A 14,830-nucleotide genomic window follows, 5' to 3' on the forward strand; every position below is an offset into this window, starting at 1 on the left:
GAGCTCCTGCACTCCCCGCGCCTGAGCTGATGTGGTGTCTGACTGGGCGCCACGGGCGCGGTCAGTCCCTCGGGGTGCGGCGGAGGGTCGCCTACAGATGAGAGTACGGGCGATCAGCCCCGGCATTGCCCCTGATGTGTCAGGCGATGCGGACGGCTCGCATCCATGAGCCGAGGCCCATGCGGTTGAAGGTGGTGCTGGAGGTTGACTGGGCCCATCCGAGGGCGAGCGTTCCGGCGCTGGTGGTGGTGACCGTGCCGGTCTCGATCGCGTAAACCAGGTTGGTGTTCACGTTGCGGCGGCCGTATGTGACGGTCGTACTGAACCCGTGACTGCCCGATCGCATGGCGATGCCGTCGGCGTTGTTGTTGCCCGCGGTCGTCTCTGTAGCCGACGAGGCCGGGCCCATAGCGCCCTTCAGGCCGGTAGCGCCACTGGGCACCAGCCACTCCGTCACCGTCAACGCGAACGACGAACCGCCGGTGTACAGGTGGAACTCGACGATGTACGTCGCGTTCGCGAGGAGGGACACCGTCAGGTGCGGGTCCGCAGTGCGGGTCGTGGTGCTGATGCGGTCGGTGTTGATGGGCTTGCTGACCAGGTACGGGGTGTTCTGGGCCATGACGCTGCCGGTGACCTGGATCCCGGACGAAGTGAACGTGTGATCGGCGCCGTTGGCGGTGATGTTGACGTAGTCGCCGGTGATGTAGACCGAGGAGTGCTTGCCGGTGATGTTGCCGTCCTTGGCGTAGATGTTGCAGCTGGAGGCCCCGCTGGTTGTCGTGGCGGTGGTAGCGCTGATCCCTGCGTACCCGATTTCGCTGGTCGCGGTGGGGGCGCCCGTGGCGCAGGTGAAGTTTCCCGAGTACGAGCCGGCCTTGGGTGAGCTGAGGGACAGGAAGGTTTGGGAGTAGTTGCCGCTGCTGTCTTGGGCTACGACGGGCGCGCCGATGACGGTCGTGGGTTGTGCCGAGTTGGTGACGTTCGGCCCGGAGTTGAGGGCTGCTGGGAAGATTTCGCCGGTGACTCCGGAGTAGAGGAGAACCGTCGGCCTGGTGACCATGCCTGCGGGCGGGGTGGGGGTGACGACGACGCGGGAGCCGGAGGTGTTGGTCTGGAGGACGCCGCCGGTGACGGTGGCGCCGATGATGTCCGTGCCGGTGATGGTGCCCCCGGTGATCGTCTTGCCGGTGATGGCGTCCGCTTTCAGGGCGGTCGCGTCCACCGATCCGGCGGACAGCTTGGCTGTGGTGACCGCGTTGGCGTCGAGCTTGTCGGTGGTGATCGCCAGGGAGGCGATTTTGGCGGCGGTGACGGCTTCCGCGGCAAGCTTGTCGGTGAGGACGGCCCCGGCGGCTATCTGACCGGCGAGGATCGCCCCGGCCACGATCTTCTGTGTGGTGACGGCGTTATCGGTGATCTCTGTGGTGCCGATCGCTCCTGCGGCGACCTTGGCCGCGGTCACTGCGTCGTCGGCGAGCTTGACGGTGGTGATGATGCCGTCGAGGACGTCGGAGGCGACCACGGGCGTCGGTCCGAACGGGCCCACTTCGGCCGAGGGGGTTGAGGCGGCGCCGGACGTGTTGCGGGCTAGCAGTTGTACGTACACCGGGTCGTCCGTCACTACGACGACGGTGGCGCCCTGCGCCGTCTCGATCGTGGACTGTAGCGTCGCCGCAGTCGGCGTGAAACCGGGGCTGGTGGAGGCGTGGACCTCGATCCGGGCCCAGTCCAGCGGGATCACCGCGCCGTCGACGAACTGCCCGTCCCACGAAACGGTGACCCCGCCCAGGACGGACACCGCGATCGGTGCGGACGGTGCGGGCGGGGGCGGTCCGTTGACGACCTGTATGCCGGACGTGCCATCAGCCTGCTGGCCGACGATGGCGCGCAGGCCTCCCGTATCGTCTCGCGCGACGAGCGAGGTCCCGTCCAGGGATGCGGACGACAGACGTGAAGATCGTTCGACCTTCGTGAGCCGGGCCTCTAGCCGGGCGAGCTGGGCTCCGATGTCCATCAGACGCCTCCGTAGACGTACGACTCTGCGGGCTTGAGCTGCAGGGTGGCCTGCTCGCCGCCCTGTGCGGTGGGTTTCACGGTCCAGCCGGTGATGCGGCACCAGCCCACGAAGCTGGTCCAGGGGTTGTTGACGCGGACGGGGACGTCATCGCCGACCTGCCAGGAGCCGATGGGGGCCGCGGGGTGGTTGCGGACGGTGATCTCTGCGACCGAGCCGAGGGTCTGGCGCCACTTCGATTCGGCGGCGGCGCGCCTGGCGAGGAGGTCGGTGCCGTTGACGTCGGGCAGGTCGAGGATCGCTTCAAGGCGCAGGCGGCCGTTGCGGACGGCGCTGATGGATCGCTTCTTCGCGGATCCATCTCCGGCGCCGGCGGCGACGACGACCTGCGCGTACTCGTCGCCGGCCTGCGGTACTTCGGGGTCTTCGATGATGTTGACGCCGGTCGCGAAGCTGATGTCGGTGCGGCGGGCGCCGAGTCGTGGCCAGCCGAGGCGGACGCGGCGCACGGGCGCGGTGCGGCCGGTGTTCCAGGCGACGTCGCAGGCGTAGTCGGGGGTGGCGTCGCCGGAGACGAGGTTGTCGATGGCGTCGCCAAGGACTGGTGACTCCCACCAGTTGAATTTGAGGGGTTCGGTGGTGGTGCCGACCTTCGCGGTGCTGGTCGTCGCGTCCACCGTCACGCCGAGGTTCCCGTCGGCGATCGACTGGGCGTACGCCCAAATGTCGCGGATGACTGTGCAGGGGTCGGCGTAGGCGTAGGGGCCGCGGCCGCCGAGGTTGCCGTCCAGGTCGTGGCGGTGCTGGAGGTAGGAGGACCAGCCGGCGGCTTCGATGGCGTACTCGGAGCCTTGGGGTCGGGCGTCCCAGACCAGGCCGCCCCAGCGCAGCAGCCCGTCCCGCTCCACGTAGATCAGCGTGGTGCCGGGGTCGGTGAGGGTGGTGTTGGACGCCAGGAGGTGCGGGGAGAGCGTGCCGGACAGGGAGCCAGGGCCGTTCAGCTCGGATCCGTACTCCAGGCCGGTCATGGGCAGGGCCTTGGACAGCCACTGACCGGTGAGGGCGTGCTGGGTCAGCACCCGGTAGTCGGCCATCAGTACGGCGCCTCGAAGAATTCGACGTCCGCAATGATCGTGGTGCTGGAGTCGACGGAGAACTTGCCGGCGTTGCCGGAGAATCCGGCGACCTGGAGGCGCAGGAGCTGGCTGGTGCCGCGGTAGGTGTCGGGGATGAGGAGGTTGTCGCCGAGGACGACGGTGGCGCGGCGGACGCCGGTGCCCTGGTTGTCGTCGAGGATGACCTGCTGGACGGTGAGGGATGCTCCGAAGGTGGCGCGGAGCTGTCCGAAGATGGTGCCGGTGCTGTAGCGGATCTGGCCCACGTCGATCTTGATTTTGACGCGGGCTGCCCAGGTGGGGATGGCGAAGTTCCAGCCCGCGGCGGTGCTGAAGTACGAGTAGGTGCCGCTGCTCCCGGAGATTTCGGTGGACAGGGAGCCCGGGGACTGGAGCTGCATCTGCCGGTCGCGGCGAGGGTTGGCGATGCTCCGCAGGTCCGTGATCATCGCGTTGGTGATGATCGACGTGGAGGCCGGTATGTCGATGCGGGCCAGCGGGATCGCCGTACGCGCATCCGGGATGACGGTGGCGGTGCTGGTGACGTTGGAGATGACCTGGAAGTACTCGATCTGATCGACGAGTGGGTCGAGACTGCTGCCGCCGTATTCGGGGTCTTCGACACGCAACACGATCATGTCGGAGCGTGGGCTCCCGCCCGTCGGGGCGATGTCCATCGTCTCGGTGCCGACGTTGCACACTGCGTAGGAGCCCTGGAAGGTGTTGTCGCGGCCGCGGATGATGCCGGATCCGTCAGATATCTGCACCTGGCTGCCGGGCGTGGACAGGGCGGTGACCTTCAGGTCGTCGCCTTCGGTGATGCCCTCGGAGCCGCGGGCCAGGTCTCGCACGAGCATGCGGAACTGCTGTGCTGAGTGGTACGCGCCATCGGTCATGATCGGCGCTTGGAACAGGGCCATTGGTGCTCCTAGAGGGCGGTGTAGGCGTCGCGCCAGGTGACGCTGAGGCGGGCTGAGTTGGTCGGGTCGACAGCCGTCCACCGCATCTCGGACTGGCCAGGCGGTAGCGAGAACTGATCGAGGCGCGATGCCGGGGACAGGTACGTCTCGGCGTTGCCGCCGTTCTCCCGCACCACCGACAGACGGCCGGGACGGGTATCGAGCTCCACCCACTGCTCCGCGGTCAGCGTCAGCGTCGGCAGCGTCAGCGTGCGGCCGGATGCGACGTGCGTAATGGTGACGTTGCTGCACGGCCCCTGGATGCGCAGCACAGGCCAGGTGCTGCGGGTGCCCGCGTTGGTGACCCACCCGGGGCGTACCGCTGCCTCGGTGGCGGAGGTGACGAAGATCGGCGCGAAGACGGGTGCGGTGAAGCCGCCGCCAGTCATCCACCCCAAGGGGATGTCGACCGTTTGCTCGGCGTCCCCGTACCAGGTCGGGTCGGTGGCCTCGAAGGCCATGTCGACGGGGATGAAGCCGTGGATGGCTGTGGCCATTTCCGGGGCGAGGCGGCGCAGGCGGCCGTTGACGCGGCGGGTGTCGCTGCCTGGCCGGCGGACGCGCAGCGGCATGGTGGCGCCGCCGACGAGCCGGATCGTGGGGTCGTCGGCGGCTGCCTGCATCTGCGCGAGGATCGCCTCACAGGCCGGGCCGTTCCCGGGGACGCGGATATTGGCGTCGAACTCGATGGTGCGGGCCGTGTAGTAGTCCGGGCCCGGGAACGCGCCGTCGGCGGACGGCTGGTCGACGTCGCTGTCGCGTGTACCCGGCCAGCCCAGGCCGGTGATCTCTTTGAACCGGACCGGCGTGCCGGTGCCCATGAGGATTCCGCCGAGGTCCCACTGTCCTTCTTCCAGGTCAATGTCCGGCACGGGCTGCCACCCCTCCCCGCTTGGCGCGCCGCATCTGACGGCCGACCTGGTGGCCGATGTCGTAGGCGGAGGCGTTGGTCTTGGTCACCGGGACGTTCACAGTGGTGGGGCCTTCCTGGCTGATGACGACGATGCGGCCGGCGTTGGCGTCGGTGAGGCCGACGCCGAAGCGGTGGGCGACGTCGCCGAGGACCGCGGTGGCGGAGGCGCGCTTGTTGGCGCCGAGGGGGATGTACGCCTCGCCGCCGGTGGAGGGTTCGGCGAACGTGACGGCGCCGGTGCGGGTGCCGTAGATACCGGGGCGGATGCCGCCGTTGGCGTAGCTCAAGCCCTTCTGCGCGCGGGCCAGGTCGACGAGGAATTTCGTCGAGCGGGAGCCGAGGCTGCTCTTGATCTGGGCACTGGCCTTGGTGGCGACAGTAACGATGTCGTCCTCGCCCAGGCCCGTGGCTGCGGCGACGTCGTGGATGCCGGTCTTGCTGGTCTTGACCGCGGCGATGATCTGCACGAGCTGCGCGATCTGCTCGGAGGAGAGCGCATTGTTTGCCGCGGTAGCGGCCCTGTTCGCCGAGGACGCCTTTCCCTTGTCCTTGACCGCGGCGGCCGCCAGGGCTTCAGCGTCCTGGTCGTTCTGCGAGGCGAGACGCGTAGCGAGAGCCCCGTAGCCGCCGGCGGCGAGCTTGGTGAGGTTCGCCTGGAAGGTGGCCTGGTCCTTGACGGCGGCGTTCAGCTGGGAGGTGTACTCGCCCAGGGAGGCCCTGGCGGAGGCGGCCAAATTCCGCAGCTGGGATGCCATGTCTTTCAAGTACTTCGACGAGCCGTGGGCCATGTTCTTCGTGAGGGCGATGCCTTCGTCGCCCATCTCGGCGAGGGCGTCGGCTACGTCCTGGCCGGCGCGGGATGCGACGGTGGCGAGGTCCTTGCGCCAGGCGTCGAGGGAGTTGTTCGAGGCTCGCAGTTTGCTGTTGAAGATGGAGAGGTTGAAGTTGCCTTTCTTGTCGTTCGAGGCGCTGATGAGCCCGGACAGGGTGTATCGCTGGGCTCCGGCTCCGGTGCCGGAGTAGGTGAAGTCGAGGCCGCCGCCGTCCGCGAACTGGGTGACGCTTCCCGCGGCGTTCCAGGCGATGCCCTTGCCGCCGAGTCGGCGCACGGTCTCCTCGGCTATCTTCCGAGACCGTGGGCGCTTCGACCTGGCCAAAGGGATGTAGCTCTCGCCCTGAGTTTCGTCCTCCGCCCACACTCGCCATTCGCCAGCGCGGGCGATCTGTGCGACGTGGTTCTCACGCCGCATGCCGCCGCCGGCGAAGCGGCTGACCTGGACGGAGCCGTCGGCCTGGTACCCGGAGGCGTAGGGGCCCGGGTTGGACTTGCGGACGATGGTGTCGATGAACGTCTTCTTGTAGACGCTGATGGTCGCCGAGCTTCCGTGGACGCTGTTGATCGCGGATTGGATTGCTGCGACTTGAGACCTGGGCGTCCCCGTCGGCACGCTGACGACCACGGTTTTCCCGTTCGTCGACTGGATTTTGAAGCCGAGGAGTTCCAGCTGTCGGCGGCCCTCGGCGGTGGGGACGTTCATGGTGATGGTCTTGCCGTGCTGCTTCTCGACTGCAGCCTTGAGGTTTTGCAGATCGCGGAGCGCTCCAGCGGTCTTGGCGCTCATGCTGATGTTTTTGCCGCCCGGCACGGCCTGCATCTGCTTGAGCAGGTTCGCGAGGTCGGCTTTGGCCTGCCCGGTCTTGGCGGTGACCTTGTATTCGCGGGTGCCGGGGATCAGCTTGACGGTGTAGCCGAGTTCCTCGAGCTTCTTCTTCGCGTCGTCGGAGAGGGTGTCGACCTTGACGGTCTTCGACTTGGGGACCTTTGCGAACTCGGCCTGGACGGCGAGGAGCTCGGCGAGGGTGGAGTCGACGCCCTTCGTCTGGAGCAGGATGCTGACTTGGCCGGGGATGAGGCCCATGGCGTCGGCAACGCCTTGCGCCTGCTTCGTCGACAGGCCGTAGCCCTCACCCAGCTTGATGGCCGCATCGCGGGCCTTTTGCATCTCTGCCTGGGAGGCCTTGAGCTTTTCCGGGAGCCCTTTGCCCTGGGACTCCGCGAAGTCGTAGGCAGCAATCGCGGCGTCAGCGCTGCCGCTGGCAATGTTGTTGAGGGTGTTGAAGAGGCCCTGGCCGTTCTTCGTGGTGGTGTCGATCGTGCCGTTGGTCTTGACGAGTGCCTTGCCCCAGCCGTCGGACTTCTTGACGCCGGTGGCCATCGCCTCGTTGGCCTGGGTGATGGCCTCGTTGACGCGGGCTTGGGCTGCCTGGAGGCTGATGCTGCCGCCGGAGAGCAGGTCGAGGCTCGCGCGCAGGGCGCGGGTGCGGGAGTCGGCGTCCCCGGTCTTGTCGGCGAGGGCCGCGACGCTGTCCTTCAGCTGCTGGTAGGCCGAGACTCCCTCGCCTGAGCCCTTCTGTGCTGCGGCGAGCTCCTTCGCGGACTGCACCGAGTCCTTCATCTCTCCCTTCATGCCGGAGAGGGCTTCGGCCGCGTCCTTCGCGGACTTACCTACGGGGTCGATGTCGGTTGCCACGCCACCGCCGGAGCTGACGGTGACCTTGGTGTGGGCCTCGGCGACCGCTTCCAGCTGCTTTTGGAGACTGCCGAGGCTTTTGCCTTCGCCCAGGTAGGAGCTGGTCAGGTCTTTCAGCGTGACGCCGGAGCGGCGCATCACGTCGACGAGTTTTTGGCGGCCGCCGCCGACCTTCATGTCCTGGATCTGCTGGGCGGCGACGGCGCGGACGTTGTCGTCGACGGCGCCCTTGGACTCGCGCAGGGCCTGGGAGAGGTTCGCGATCCGCTGGTCGTGCTCTGCGGCGGCCTGGGCTGCTTTCTGCTGTGCGCTGGCGAGGAAGCCCAGGGCGACGGTTGCGCCGGCGATGGCTACGCCCCAGGGGCCGCCCATAGCGGCGGTGAGGCCGGACATTGCTCCGCGCAAGCCGGTACCTGCTGCGGCAGCGACGCCGCGGAGTGTGCCGGTGAACCCGGATCCGGCGGCGGCCGCGGTCCGGAAGCTGCCAGCCATCCGGCCGATGATCGGCACCCGGTCTTGGAGGACAGCGAATGCCGCACCGTAGCGGGAGAGGGACTGGCCGGCTGCACCAGCCAGGGTTCGCTGGTAGGCCATCTGCTGTGACAGGGACTGGAAGGCTCCGGTGACACGGCCGCGGACGGTGTTGGCGATGTTGGACAGGGGGCCCTGGACGCGGCGGAAGAGGAACATTGCGGCGACGGCTGCCTGTACTGGTCCGGGGAGGGAACCGAAGGCCGAGACGATGCCACCAACGAGGTGGCCGATGGGCCCGAGGACTCCGGAGAGCCAGCCCAGTACGGAGAGGATCGCGTCGAGAGCCATGGTGGCGATGTCGATAGCGGAGCCCAGGCCGGACGATCCGTGGGCGAGGGAGGAGAAGCCGCTCACGACGGGCTGGATGAAGGAAACGACGTTGTCGAACACTTGACCGGCGGTGTCGCCGATGGACAGAAGAACGTGCAGGACCTGGGCGAGGGCGTGCTCACCGAAGTCCTTGAGGGGGCCGACCATTCCGGACACGCTCTTGCCGATGGCGGAGAACTTGCTGGACAGGGCGGCGCCGACCTCCGGGCCGAAGAGCGTGGCGGCGCTGTTGAGGTACTGGAAGAACTTTTCGATCTTCGGGGTGGCGGCGGACAGTCCCTTGGTGATGCCGCGGGTCATCCACTCCATCCCGGGGGCCATGCCCTGGTAGATGGCGAGTCCGGTCTGGCGTGCCTGGGTTTTGAGGCCGAGCATGGCGCCGGCGAGACCCTTGCCCTTGGCGGCGGCGATGTCGGCGGCCGATCCGGTGCCCTTTACGGCGGCCATGAGGTTATCGAAGCTGTCGACGCCCTGGTGGGCCATGGCGATCGCGCCGGACATCGCGGGCTTGCCCATGGACTTCTTGACGGCGGCCGCGAAATCCTGCTGCGTCATCTTGTGCTGGGCCTTGGACAGGCCGTCGATGACGTAACGCAGGCCCTTGAACTGCCCGGAGGCGTCCCACGCCTCGATACCCATGGCCTTGAGGCCTTCGATCATCTGCGGGGTGGGCGCAGCCAAGTTGGCCATCATGCCGCGGAGCGTCGTACCGGCGGTCTGACCGAGGATGCCCGCCTTGCCGAGCATGCCGACCGCGGAGGCGGTCTCCTCGATGCTGACGCCGAGCCCGTGCGCGACCGGCCCGGCGTATTTCATCGCGTAGTAGATGTCTTTGATGTCACCGGACGCGGCGTTGGCGGTGGAGGCCAGGGTGTCGGCGGCGCGGGAGGCCTGGTCGGCACCCATGCCGAACTGGTCCATGATGTCGCCGAGGTATTTTGCGCTGTCGGCGGCGTTGACCTGCGCTGCGGACGCCAGACGCAGGGATGCGCCGGTCGCCGAGATGGCCTGATCGGTGCGGAAGCCGGCCTTCGCGAGCTCGACCATGGCCTCGGCGGCGTCGCCGGCGGTGGCACCGGGCAGGGACAGGTCGTTGCCGAGCTGGTTGGCAGTCGCGGCGGCCCGCTTCATCTGCATCTGCGTGGCACCGGTCACCGCGCCGAACGCGTTCATCTGCTGCTGGTATTCGTTGCCCTCTTTGACCATCCCGGCCAGGCCCATGACCAGCGCCCCGCCGGACAGGAGCGCGGCCATGCTGCGGAGCTGGCCGTGGGCGCGGCCGGTCTCGCCGGCGAAGCGGCGCATGGAGGAGATGCCTCGGGAGCCGACCCGGTCGGTTTGGGTGGCGGCAGTGCGGGCGGCGACGGTGAGGCGCTGGAGGTCGCGGACGGCGGTGGTGAGCTGGCTGCGCATGCGGGCGATGTCGCGGGCCGCGTTGCGGCTGTTGGAGCCGAGACGGTCCATGTTGCGCTGTGCGGTGCGGGCGGCGTCGCCGTAACGGCCCAGGTTGCGGGCGGTGGTGCGGGCGTTGTTGCCGAGGCGCTGGATGTCGCGGGCCGCGTTGCGGGCCTCGCGGCCGAGGGAGCGGAGGTTGCCGCGGGCGGACCGTGCGGCGGTGTCGAGTTCGCGGACGCCGGTGCGGGCGCGGGTGAGGGACTGGTCGAGGGTTCGGGCGTGGGTGGCGGACTCGCGGAGGGCGCGGGCCAGTGACGTGCCGTTGCCCCGCAGGTCAACGGACAGGTTCCAGTTCGCCACCGGGCCCGCTCCCTTCTATTCGTCGTCTTCGAACTTGCGGCGCTGCTTGGCTTGGAGCTGCTTCATCGCTTCGGTCGCGGCGTGCACCGAAGCCGGGATGAGCAGGACTTTCTTGCCGTGGCTGCTGGAGTCGTCGGTCTTGAGGGAGTCCTGTTTGTCGGCGATGGTCTGGCAGCCGATGCACAGGTGGGTGATGGCGACGTAGGCGTCCTCGGTGTCGTCGTCGCCGCCCTGGTCCCAGTCCTCTGCTCGGGTGCCGCACTGCGAGCACACCGAGCGTTGGTAGTCGCGGTAGGCGAGGGCCTTGGCGCGGTCGCGGGATGTCCAGGTGCCGTCGCCGATGCCGCGGAACTGGCTGTGCGGGATGCCCCACCGGTCGCACAGTTCGAGCTCGCCGCGTAGTCGCGCATCGGCGATCAGCCTTTTCCCAGGTCCAGGCGCGACTCCAACTGCACGTTCCAGGCAGTGGAGAACAGGGCGCCGGCCTCGGCGTCGGACCAGGTGTCGAGGAATTCGCGGGCCTGCTCCTCGGTCATGCCGTCGAGGTTGGAGGCCGCGACGAGGGCGGGGCCGAGGGTGTTGGCGTTGATTTCGAAGCCGTCCTCGGCCTGCTCCTCGGTTGGTGGGTGGGCCTTCTTCAGCGCGTCGAGGGCGGCGCGCTCCAGTGCCCGAAACGTCAGGACGATGGAGGCCTCGTCGACGGCGGCCTGCGCCTTGGCGACCGCAGCGTCGGCCGTCTTGACGGCCTTCTTCGCTTCGGGCGAGGTGTCGTCCTCGGCGAGGCGCTTGGCGTTGCGCTGCTCGTACTGCGCGAGACCGAGGGCGGTCTTGGCGGCCTGGTCGTCGCAGATGGTGAGCGTGGCGGTGGGGCGCTGCCGGTTGCGCAGGCGCTCCAGGGTGGTGGCCCAGTGGGCGTCCTTGGCGACGGCGTCGGCCGGGGGCTGGGGCAGGGTGGTGGTCATGGTGTTCTCCAGTGGGAAGGGGCCCGGCCGGCACCGCGGCGCCCCTTCCCAAAAGCGGAGGGCGCCGGCCGGGGGCTGGGTGGGTCAGGTGGCGGCCGGGACGGCTGCGCCCTGTACCGGGGTGTCGGTGATGCTGAACTTCGCCGTCCACTTGGCGGCCTCGTTGTCGGCGGTGATTTCCGAGCTGCGGGAGGCGACACGCACCGGGTAGACGTCCATGGACATGCTGGCGGGGACGTCGCCCTTGCGGAGGATGATGATGAAGCCGACGGTGCCCTTTGCCAGGGCTTCTTCGAGGTCGCTGTCGGTGTCGTCCTCGTAGAACGTCAGCGACGAGTCGGCGGCCTGGTCGGAGCCGGGGATCTTGGAGTCGAAGGTGGACTCCATGTCGGGGGTTTCGATCTCCTGGTTTTCCAGGGAGAACCCGTCGACAGCGGCGATGGCCTTGGTCAGCTTGGTGGCGCCGGTGATCTCGGCGCGGGTGGGGATGTAGCTGGTGGAGGTGATGGTTTCGGCGAACAGGATCTTCGTTACGCCCTTGCGGGAAAACCTGGCCATGAGGTGGGCCCCTTGTCCCGGGGCCGGTCGTGGCCCCTTCACGTGATGTGTGGGTGTTCGGCCACTGGGTGGCGCGTCCGCGAAAGGGGCCGCCGCGGTGCGGTGAAGTGCCTGACCGTGGGTCAGGCGGCGGTCAGGTCGAAACGAAACCGCTGCACATAGCTGATGATGCCATCGGTGGGATCATTCATTGCCCCGACCTCGACCTCCAGTTCCCGGCACATGCACGCGGCGCCGGCGACGGCGAGGCGGTTCGTCCACTGGCCGGTCGAGGGGTTGCGGGCTAGAAACGCGGCGCGGGCTTTGTCGGCGAGGCCTTCGGCTTGCTCGAGGGTGCCGACGGACCCGGGGCGCGTCCTGTCTGGGGCGGAGACGCTGGTGACCTGGACGACGAGGGACAGGTCCTCGTTCATGTCGGCGAAGGGGGCGCCGGACAGGGTGGAGTCCAGGGGGGTGAGGACGTAGTAGGCGGTGGCGTTGGCGGGGCTGGCCGGCAGGACGCCGCGGCCGACGGGCAGGCTGGTGGCCGTGCCGAGGAGGGCGGCGAGGGCGTTGGTGACGGTCCGGCGTTCGATCACCGCAGGGCCTCCGCGACGGCGGACATCATCCCGAAGTGCAGCGCCGCGGTCATCGCGGGCAGGGACGGCTGGACGTGTGGGAACGGCGGCTGGTTGTATACGCGGCCCAGGCTGTCGGCGCCGACGAAGCCGAATTCGAGGCGGCGGCCGTACGGTTCCATGGTGCCGATGGTGCACTGCGCGCCGTGCGGAAGGTGCCGCTTCTCGATCTGCCAGCTGTTGCGGTAGAAGCCGGTGATGACGTTCGGTCCTGGGCGGCCGGAGGCGTGCCCTTTGATCTGGGCGCGGCCGAGCTCGGCGGCGTGTTCTACGCCGTGTGCGATGGCGGGGCCGATGCGCAGCGCGGCCGCCTCAAGACGGGCGGCCAGCTGGTCGGGCGTCATACGGCCTCCCGCGGAGCCTGGTTCTGGTCGAGTGGGGTGATGCGGACGACCTCCGTGGTGGCGGCGCGGGCCGGGTCCTGCGTGATCCAGGACCGGCCGAGGAGCGCCGTGTTTGCGACGTTGTGGACGCTGACGACGGTGACGATGGCGTCCTTGGGGGCGAGCGGCGCGGACAGCGGCGTCATCAGCCGGTAGCGGGACTTTGTCTCCTGCACCCACATCTGCCCGGCATCGGGCGTGGCGCTGATCTCCGACTGGGCGGTACCGCCCTGCACCGCCCCCGGCCCCTCGTACAGCACGTCGCCCTCGGGGTATTCGTTCTGCCCGGTGTCAGGGTTGTAGACCGGGCCGCCGGTGGCGGGCAGCGTGATGCGGATCGTGTCCACCAGGAGATTGGTGTTGATCCAGCGGACGGCGCCCGCCAGCGCGGCATCAAGGCTGGCCATCAGGCTCCTCCCCTCTCCTCGGCCCAGTCCATGAGCTGGGCGAGCATCGCCCGGGTGAGGGCGTAGCGCTCGTCCTCGAGGTCGTCGCTGTCCAGGGCCGCCTGCTCTAGCTCGGCGGGGTTGACGGTGCGCAGGAACGCGCGGATCGCCTCGGCGGGCGGCGTGGTGTCGGCGACCATGACGTGCGCCAGGCCCTCGAAGGTGACGCCGGCGGGCTGCCGGGTGTGCACGAGCATCTGTGGGAGGGTGCTGTGTACGTCGTGCTGGAGGGTGTAGCCGATGACGTCGGGCCCGATCTCGGTGCCGTCGAGGCGGATGCTGACGCTGCCGGGCTGCGCGTCGATCCGGACCCCATGCGCGGTGGGCTCAGTGGGCATCTTGCCCCTCCTCCATCTCTCGCCCGTCTAGGGAGTTGTGCACGACGACCCAGTTGATGGATCCGTCGTCGGCCTTTACGGGGCGTTCGGTGGGGCCGCACACGCAGGAGGTGCCTGTGTCTTCATGCTCGATCAGGTCGTTGATCGGGAGGACATGCATCGCGCTCATGCAGGGTCTCCGTCTGCGATGTCGGGGCGGCCGGTGAGGTCGGGGCGGGGGTAGAACTCCCGGATGCAGCCGTGGTGAGCGCTGGGGTAGGTGGCGCATTCGTCGAGGGAGCGGAGGGTGCCGTCGGCGTGATCGGTGTCCGGGTGGCTCGTCCATCCGCACTCCGGGCCGTCCCGGACCTGCATCCACTCGGCGCCGAGCTCGTCGCGGGCGGTGTTGATCGCGCCGTGGTTGGCGGTGACGACGCCCTGCCAGGACAGGGCTGCTGCGGCCCAGGAGCGGACGGGGTGGCGGGCCTGGTTGGCGTAGATGACCGTGTCGAGTGGGTGCTCCTCGAGGAGCCGATCTGTCTGGATGCCGAGGATGCTGCGGGCGGCGTCCTGCGCGGCGCGGGCGAAGGCCTGCGCGCGGCGGACGGCTTCGGTGATGCGGCGGATCAGGTCGCCCCAGAACGGCGCGGTGATTCCGGTGATGGCGGCCTGATGGGTCGCGGTCCAGGTGAACAGGTCACGGTTGGCTTCGGTGCGCTCGAGGGCGCGGACGGCGCCGTCGCGGTAGGCGACCGGCAGGTCCTGTGCGGCCCAGCGTTCGACGAAGGCTCGGGCGCGGCGGTCGAACTCCCCCACGTCGGCGTTGAACTCGACCAGCGCGGTGCGGATCTGCTGGGTGGCGCCCACCGTGTGGCCGCCTTGGATCTGGGCGAGGCGGGCGAGGAGGACGCGCTGGCTGGTGTGGAGGATGGACCAGGCGGTGGTGAGCTGGGCTGCGCCGGCGGCGATGAGGGCGGTGAGCTCTTCGCGGCCGTTGCGGGTGCGCTGGTCTTGGATGGGTGTGGTCATCGGCGGCGCCGCTCTACGAGCCGGATGATCCCGAACCTGTCGTCGCTGCTGGTGTTGGTGTCGGCGGGCTCGTCGGGGGCGGGCGGCGCGCCGTCGGCCTGGAGGGCGGCCATTTTGCGTTCCAGGGCGGCGAGGTTCGCAGTGGTGTTGAGGTTGACGACGGAGCTCACGCCGATGACGGTCGGCTGGGCGACGAGGTCGTTCCAGCGTTGCTGGAGGACGGTGAGTGCGACGGCGCGGGCTTTGCCGAGGCGGGCGTAGCGGGCTTCCAGGTCGGCGATGTCGGTGTCTTTGCCGAGCTGGTCGAGTAGCCAGTCGCGGATGGCTACGTCCACTGCGGCCTCCAGGTGGTGCGGGTTGGGAA

The 14,830-nt window shown here is 68.8% G+C and carries 15 protein-coding genes; all 15 read right to left on the reverse strand.

All coding sequences use genetic code 11. The features are described from left to right. Window positions 1-139: 139 nt before the first annotated feature. The 15 genes from CFW40_RS35260 to CFW40_RS35330 all read right to left on the reverse strand — a co-directional run bounded on the left by CFW40_RS35260 (window position 140) and on the right by CFW40_RS35330 (window position 14,801). Window positions 140-2,017 (reverse strand): hypothetical protein, encoded by a 1,878-nt coding sequence (locus CFW40_RS35260; protein WP_088802561.1) that lies wholly within the window; start codon window positions 2,015-2,017, stop codon window positions 140-142. Then, window positions 2,017-3,111, reverse strand: a complete 1,095-nt coding sequence (locus CFW40_RS35265; RefSeq protein WP_088802562.1) for a hypothetical protein — start codon at window positions 3,109-3,111, stop codon at window positions 2,017-2,019. Before CFW40_RS35265 ends, CFW40_RS35260 begins: the two co-directional genes overlap by 1 nt. Continuing rightward, on the reverse strand, window positions 3,111-4,052 hold the full coding sequence (locus CFW40_RS35270) for a hypothetical protein (protein ID WP_088802563.1): 942 nt from the start codon (window positions 4,050-4,052) through the stop codon (window positions 3,111-3,113). Before CFW40_RS35270 ends, CFW40_RS35265 begins: the two co-directional genes overlap by 1 nt. Window positions 4,053-4,060: 8 nt before the next feature. After that, window positions 4,061-4,963, reverse strand: a complete 903-nt coding sequence (locus CFW40_RS35275; protein ID WP_088802564.1) for a phage tail domain-containing protein — start codon at window positions 4,961-4,963, stop codon at window positions 4,061-4,063. Then, window positions 4,950-10,154, reverse strand: a complete 5,205-nt coding sequence (locus tag CFW40_RS35280; protein WP_088802565.1) for a phage tail tape measure protein — start codon at window positions 10,152-10,154, stop codon at window positions 4,950-4,952. The genes CFW40_RS35275 and CFW40_RS35280 overlap by 14 nt, the downstream gene beginning before the upstream one ends. 15 nt (window positions 10,155-10,169) lie before the next feature. Further along, window positions 10,170-10,427: a hypothetical protein gene (locus tag CFW40_RS38620; protein WP_256331849.1), complete on the reverse strand. Its 258-nt coding sequence runs from the start codon at window positions 10,425-10,427 to the stop codon at window positions 10,170-10,172. Between the two features lie 143 nt (window positions 10,428-10,570). Further along, the gene (locus CFW40_RS35290; RefSeq protein ID WP_088802566.1) at window positions 10,571-11,116 is read right to left on the reverse strand and encodes a hypothetical protein; all 546 of its coding nucleotides are present in this window, start codon (window positions 11,114-11,116) and stop codon (window positions 10,571-10,573) included. Between the two features lie 84 nt (window positions 11,117-11,200). Further along, window positions 11,201-11,674: a hypothetical protein gene (locus CFW40_RS35295; protein WP_088802567.1), complete on the reverse strand. Its 474-nt coding sequence runs from the start codon at window positions 11,672-11,674 to the stop codon at window positions 11,201-11,203. 122 nt (window positions 11,675-11,796) lie between these two features. Beyond that, window positions 11,797-12,252 (reverse strand): hypothetical protein, encoded by a 456-nt coding sequence (locus CFW40_RS35300; RefSeq protein ID WP_088802568.1) that lies wholly within the window; start codon window positions 12,250-12,252, stop codon window positions 11,797-11,799. Beyond that, window positions 12,249-12,635, reverse strand: coding sequence for a hypothetical protein (locus CFW40_RS35305; protein WP_088802569.1), 387 nt, complete (start codon window positions 12,633-12,635; stop codon window positions 12,249-12,251). The genes CFW40_RS35300 and CFW40_RS35305 overlap by 4 nt, the downstream gene beginning before the upstream one ends. Beyond that, window positions 12,632-13,081: a DUF6093 family protein gene (locus CFW40_RS35310; protein ID WP_088802570.1), complete on the reverse strand. Its 450-nt coding sequence runs from the start codon at window positions 13,079-13,081 to the stop codon at window positions 12,632-12,634. Before CFW40_RS35310 ends, CFW40_RS35305 begins: the two co-directional genes overlap by 4 nt. Continuing rightward, complete coding sequence (locus CFW40_RS35315; RefSeq protein WP_088802571.1) at window positions 13,081-13,458, reverse strand: hypothetical protein; 378 nt, start codon at window positions 13,456-13,458, stop codon at window positions 13,081-13,083. Before CFW40_RS35315 ends, CFW40_RS35310 begins: the two co-directional genes overlap by 1 nt. Next, window positions 13,448-13,627 (reverse strand): hypothetical protein, encoded by a 180-nt coding sequence (locus tag CFW40_RS35320; RefSeq protein ID WP_088802572.1) that lies wholly within the window; start codon window positions 13,625-13,627, stop codon window positions 13,448-13,450. Before CFW40_RS35320 ends, CFW40_RS35315 begins: the two co-directional genes overlap by 11 nt. Beyond that, entirely contained in the window at window positions 13,624-14,466 is an 843-nt protein-coding gene (locus tag CFW40_RS35325) for a hypothetical protein (RefSeq protein ID WP_088802573.1), read from the reverse strand. Before CFW40_RS35325 ends, CFW40_RS35320 begins: the two co-directional genes overlap by 4 nt. Then, window positions 14,463-14,801, reverse strand: coding sequence for a hypothetical protein (locus CFW40_RS35330; RefSeq protein ID WP_088802574.1), 339 nt, complete (start codon window positions 14,799-14,801; stop codon window positions 14,463-14,465). Before CFW40_RS35330 ends, CFW40_RS35325 begins: the two co-directional genes overlap by 4 nt. Between the last annotated feature and the right edge of the window lie 29 nt (window positions 14,802-14,830).

Origin of the sequence: Streptomyces sp. 2114.4, from assembly GCF_900187385.1 — a bacterium.
GTDB lineage: Bacteria > Actinomycetota > Actinomycetes > Streptomycetales > Streptomycetaceae > Streptomyces > Streptomyces mooreae.

What these genes read in the sequence shown, in the direction of transcription:
- CFW40_RS35290 (WP_088802566.1), bottom strand. Translation starts at nt 11,116, where the DNA reads ATGACCACCACCCTGCCCCAGCCCCCGGCCGACGCCGTCGCCAAGGAC.
- CFW40_RS35310 (WP_088802570.1), bottom strand. Translation starts at nt 13,081, where the DNA reads ATGGCCAGCCTTGATGCCGCGCTGGCGGGCGCCGTCCGCTGGATCAAC.
- CFW40_RS35305 (WP_088802569.1), bottom strand. Translation starts at nt 12,635, where the DNA reads ATGACGCCCGACCAGCTGGCCGCCCGTCTTGAGGCGGCCGCGCTGCGC.
- CFW40_RS35265 (WP_088802562.1), bottom strand. Translation starts at nt 3,111, where the DNA reads ATGGCCGACTACCGGGTGCTGACCCAGCACGCCCTCACCGGTCAGTGG.
- CFW40_RS35315 (WP_088802571.1), bottom strand. Translation starts at nt 13,458, where the DNA reads ATGCCCACTGAGCCCACCGCGCATGGGGTCCGGATCGACGCGCAGCCC.
- CFW40_RS35295 (WP_088802567.1), bottom strand. Translation starts at nt 11,674, where the DNA reads ATGGCCAGGTTTTCCCGCAAGGGCGTAACGAAGATCCTGTTCGCCGAA.
- CFW40_RS35320 (WP_088802572.1), bottom strand. Translation starts at nt 13,627, where the DNA reads ATGAGCGCGATGCATGTCCTCCCGATCAACGACCTGATCGAGCATGAA.
- CFW40_RS35325 (WP_088802573.1), bottom strand. Translation starts at nt 14,466, where the DNA reads ATGACCACACCCATCCAAGACCAGCGCACCCGCAACGGCCGCGAAGAG.
- CFW40_RS35260 (WP_088802561.1), bottom strand. Translation starts at nt 2,017, where the DNA reads ATGGACATCGGAGCCCAGCTCGCCCGGCTAGAGGCCCGGCTCACGAAG.
- CFW40_RS35270 (WP_088802563.1), bottom strand. Translation starts at nt 4,052, where the DNA reads ATGGCCCTGTTCCAAGCGCCGATCATGACCGATGGCGCGTACCACTCA.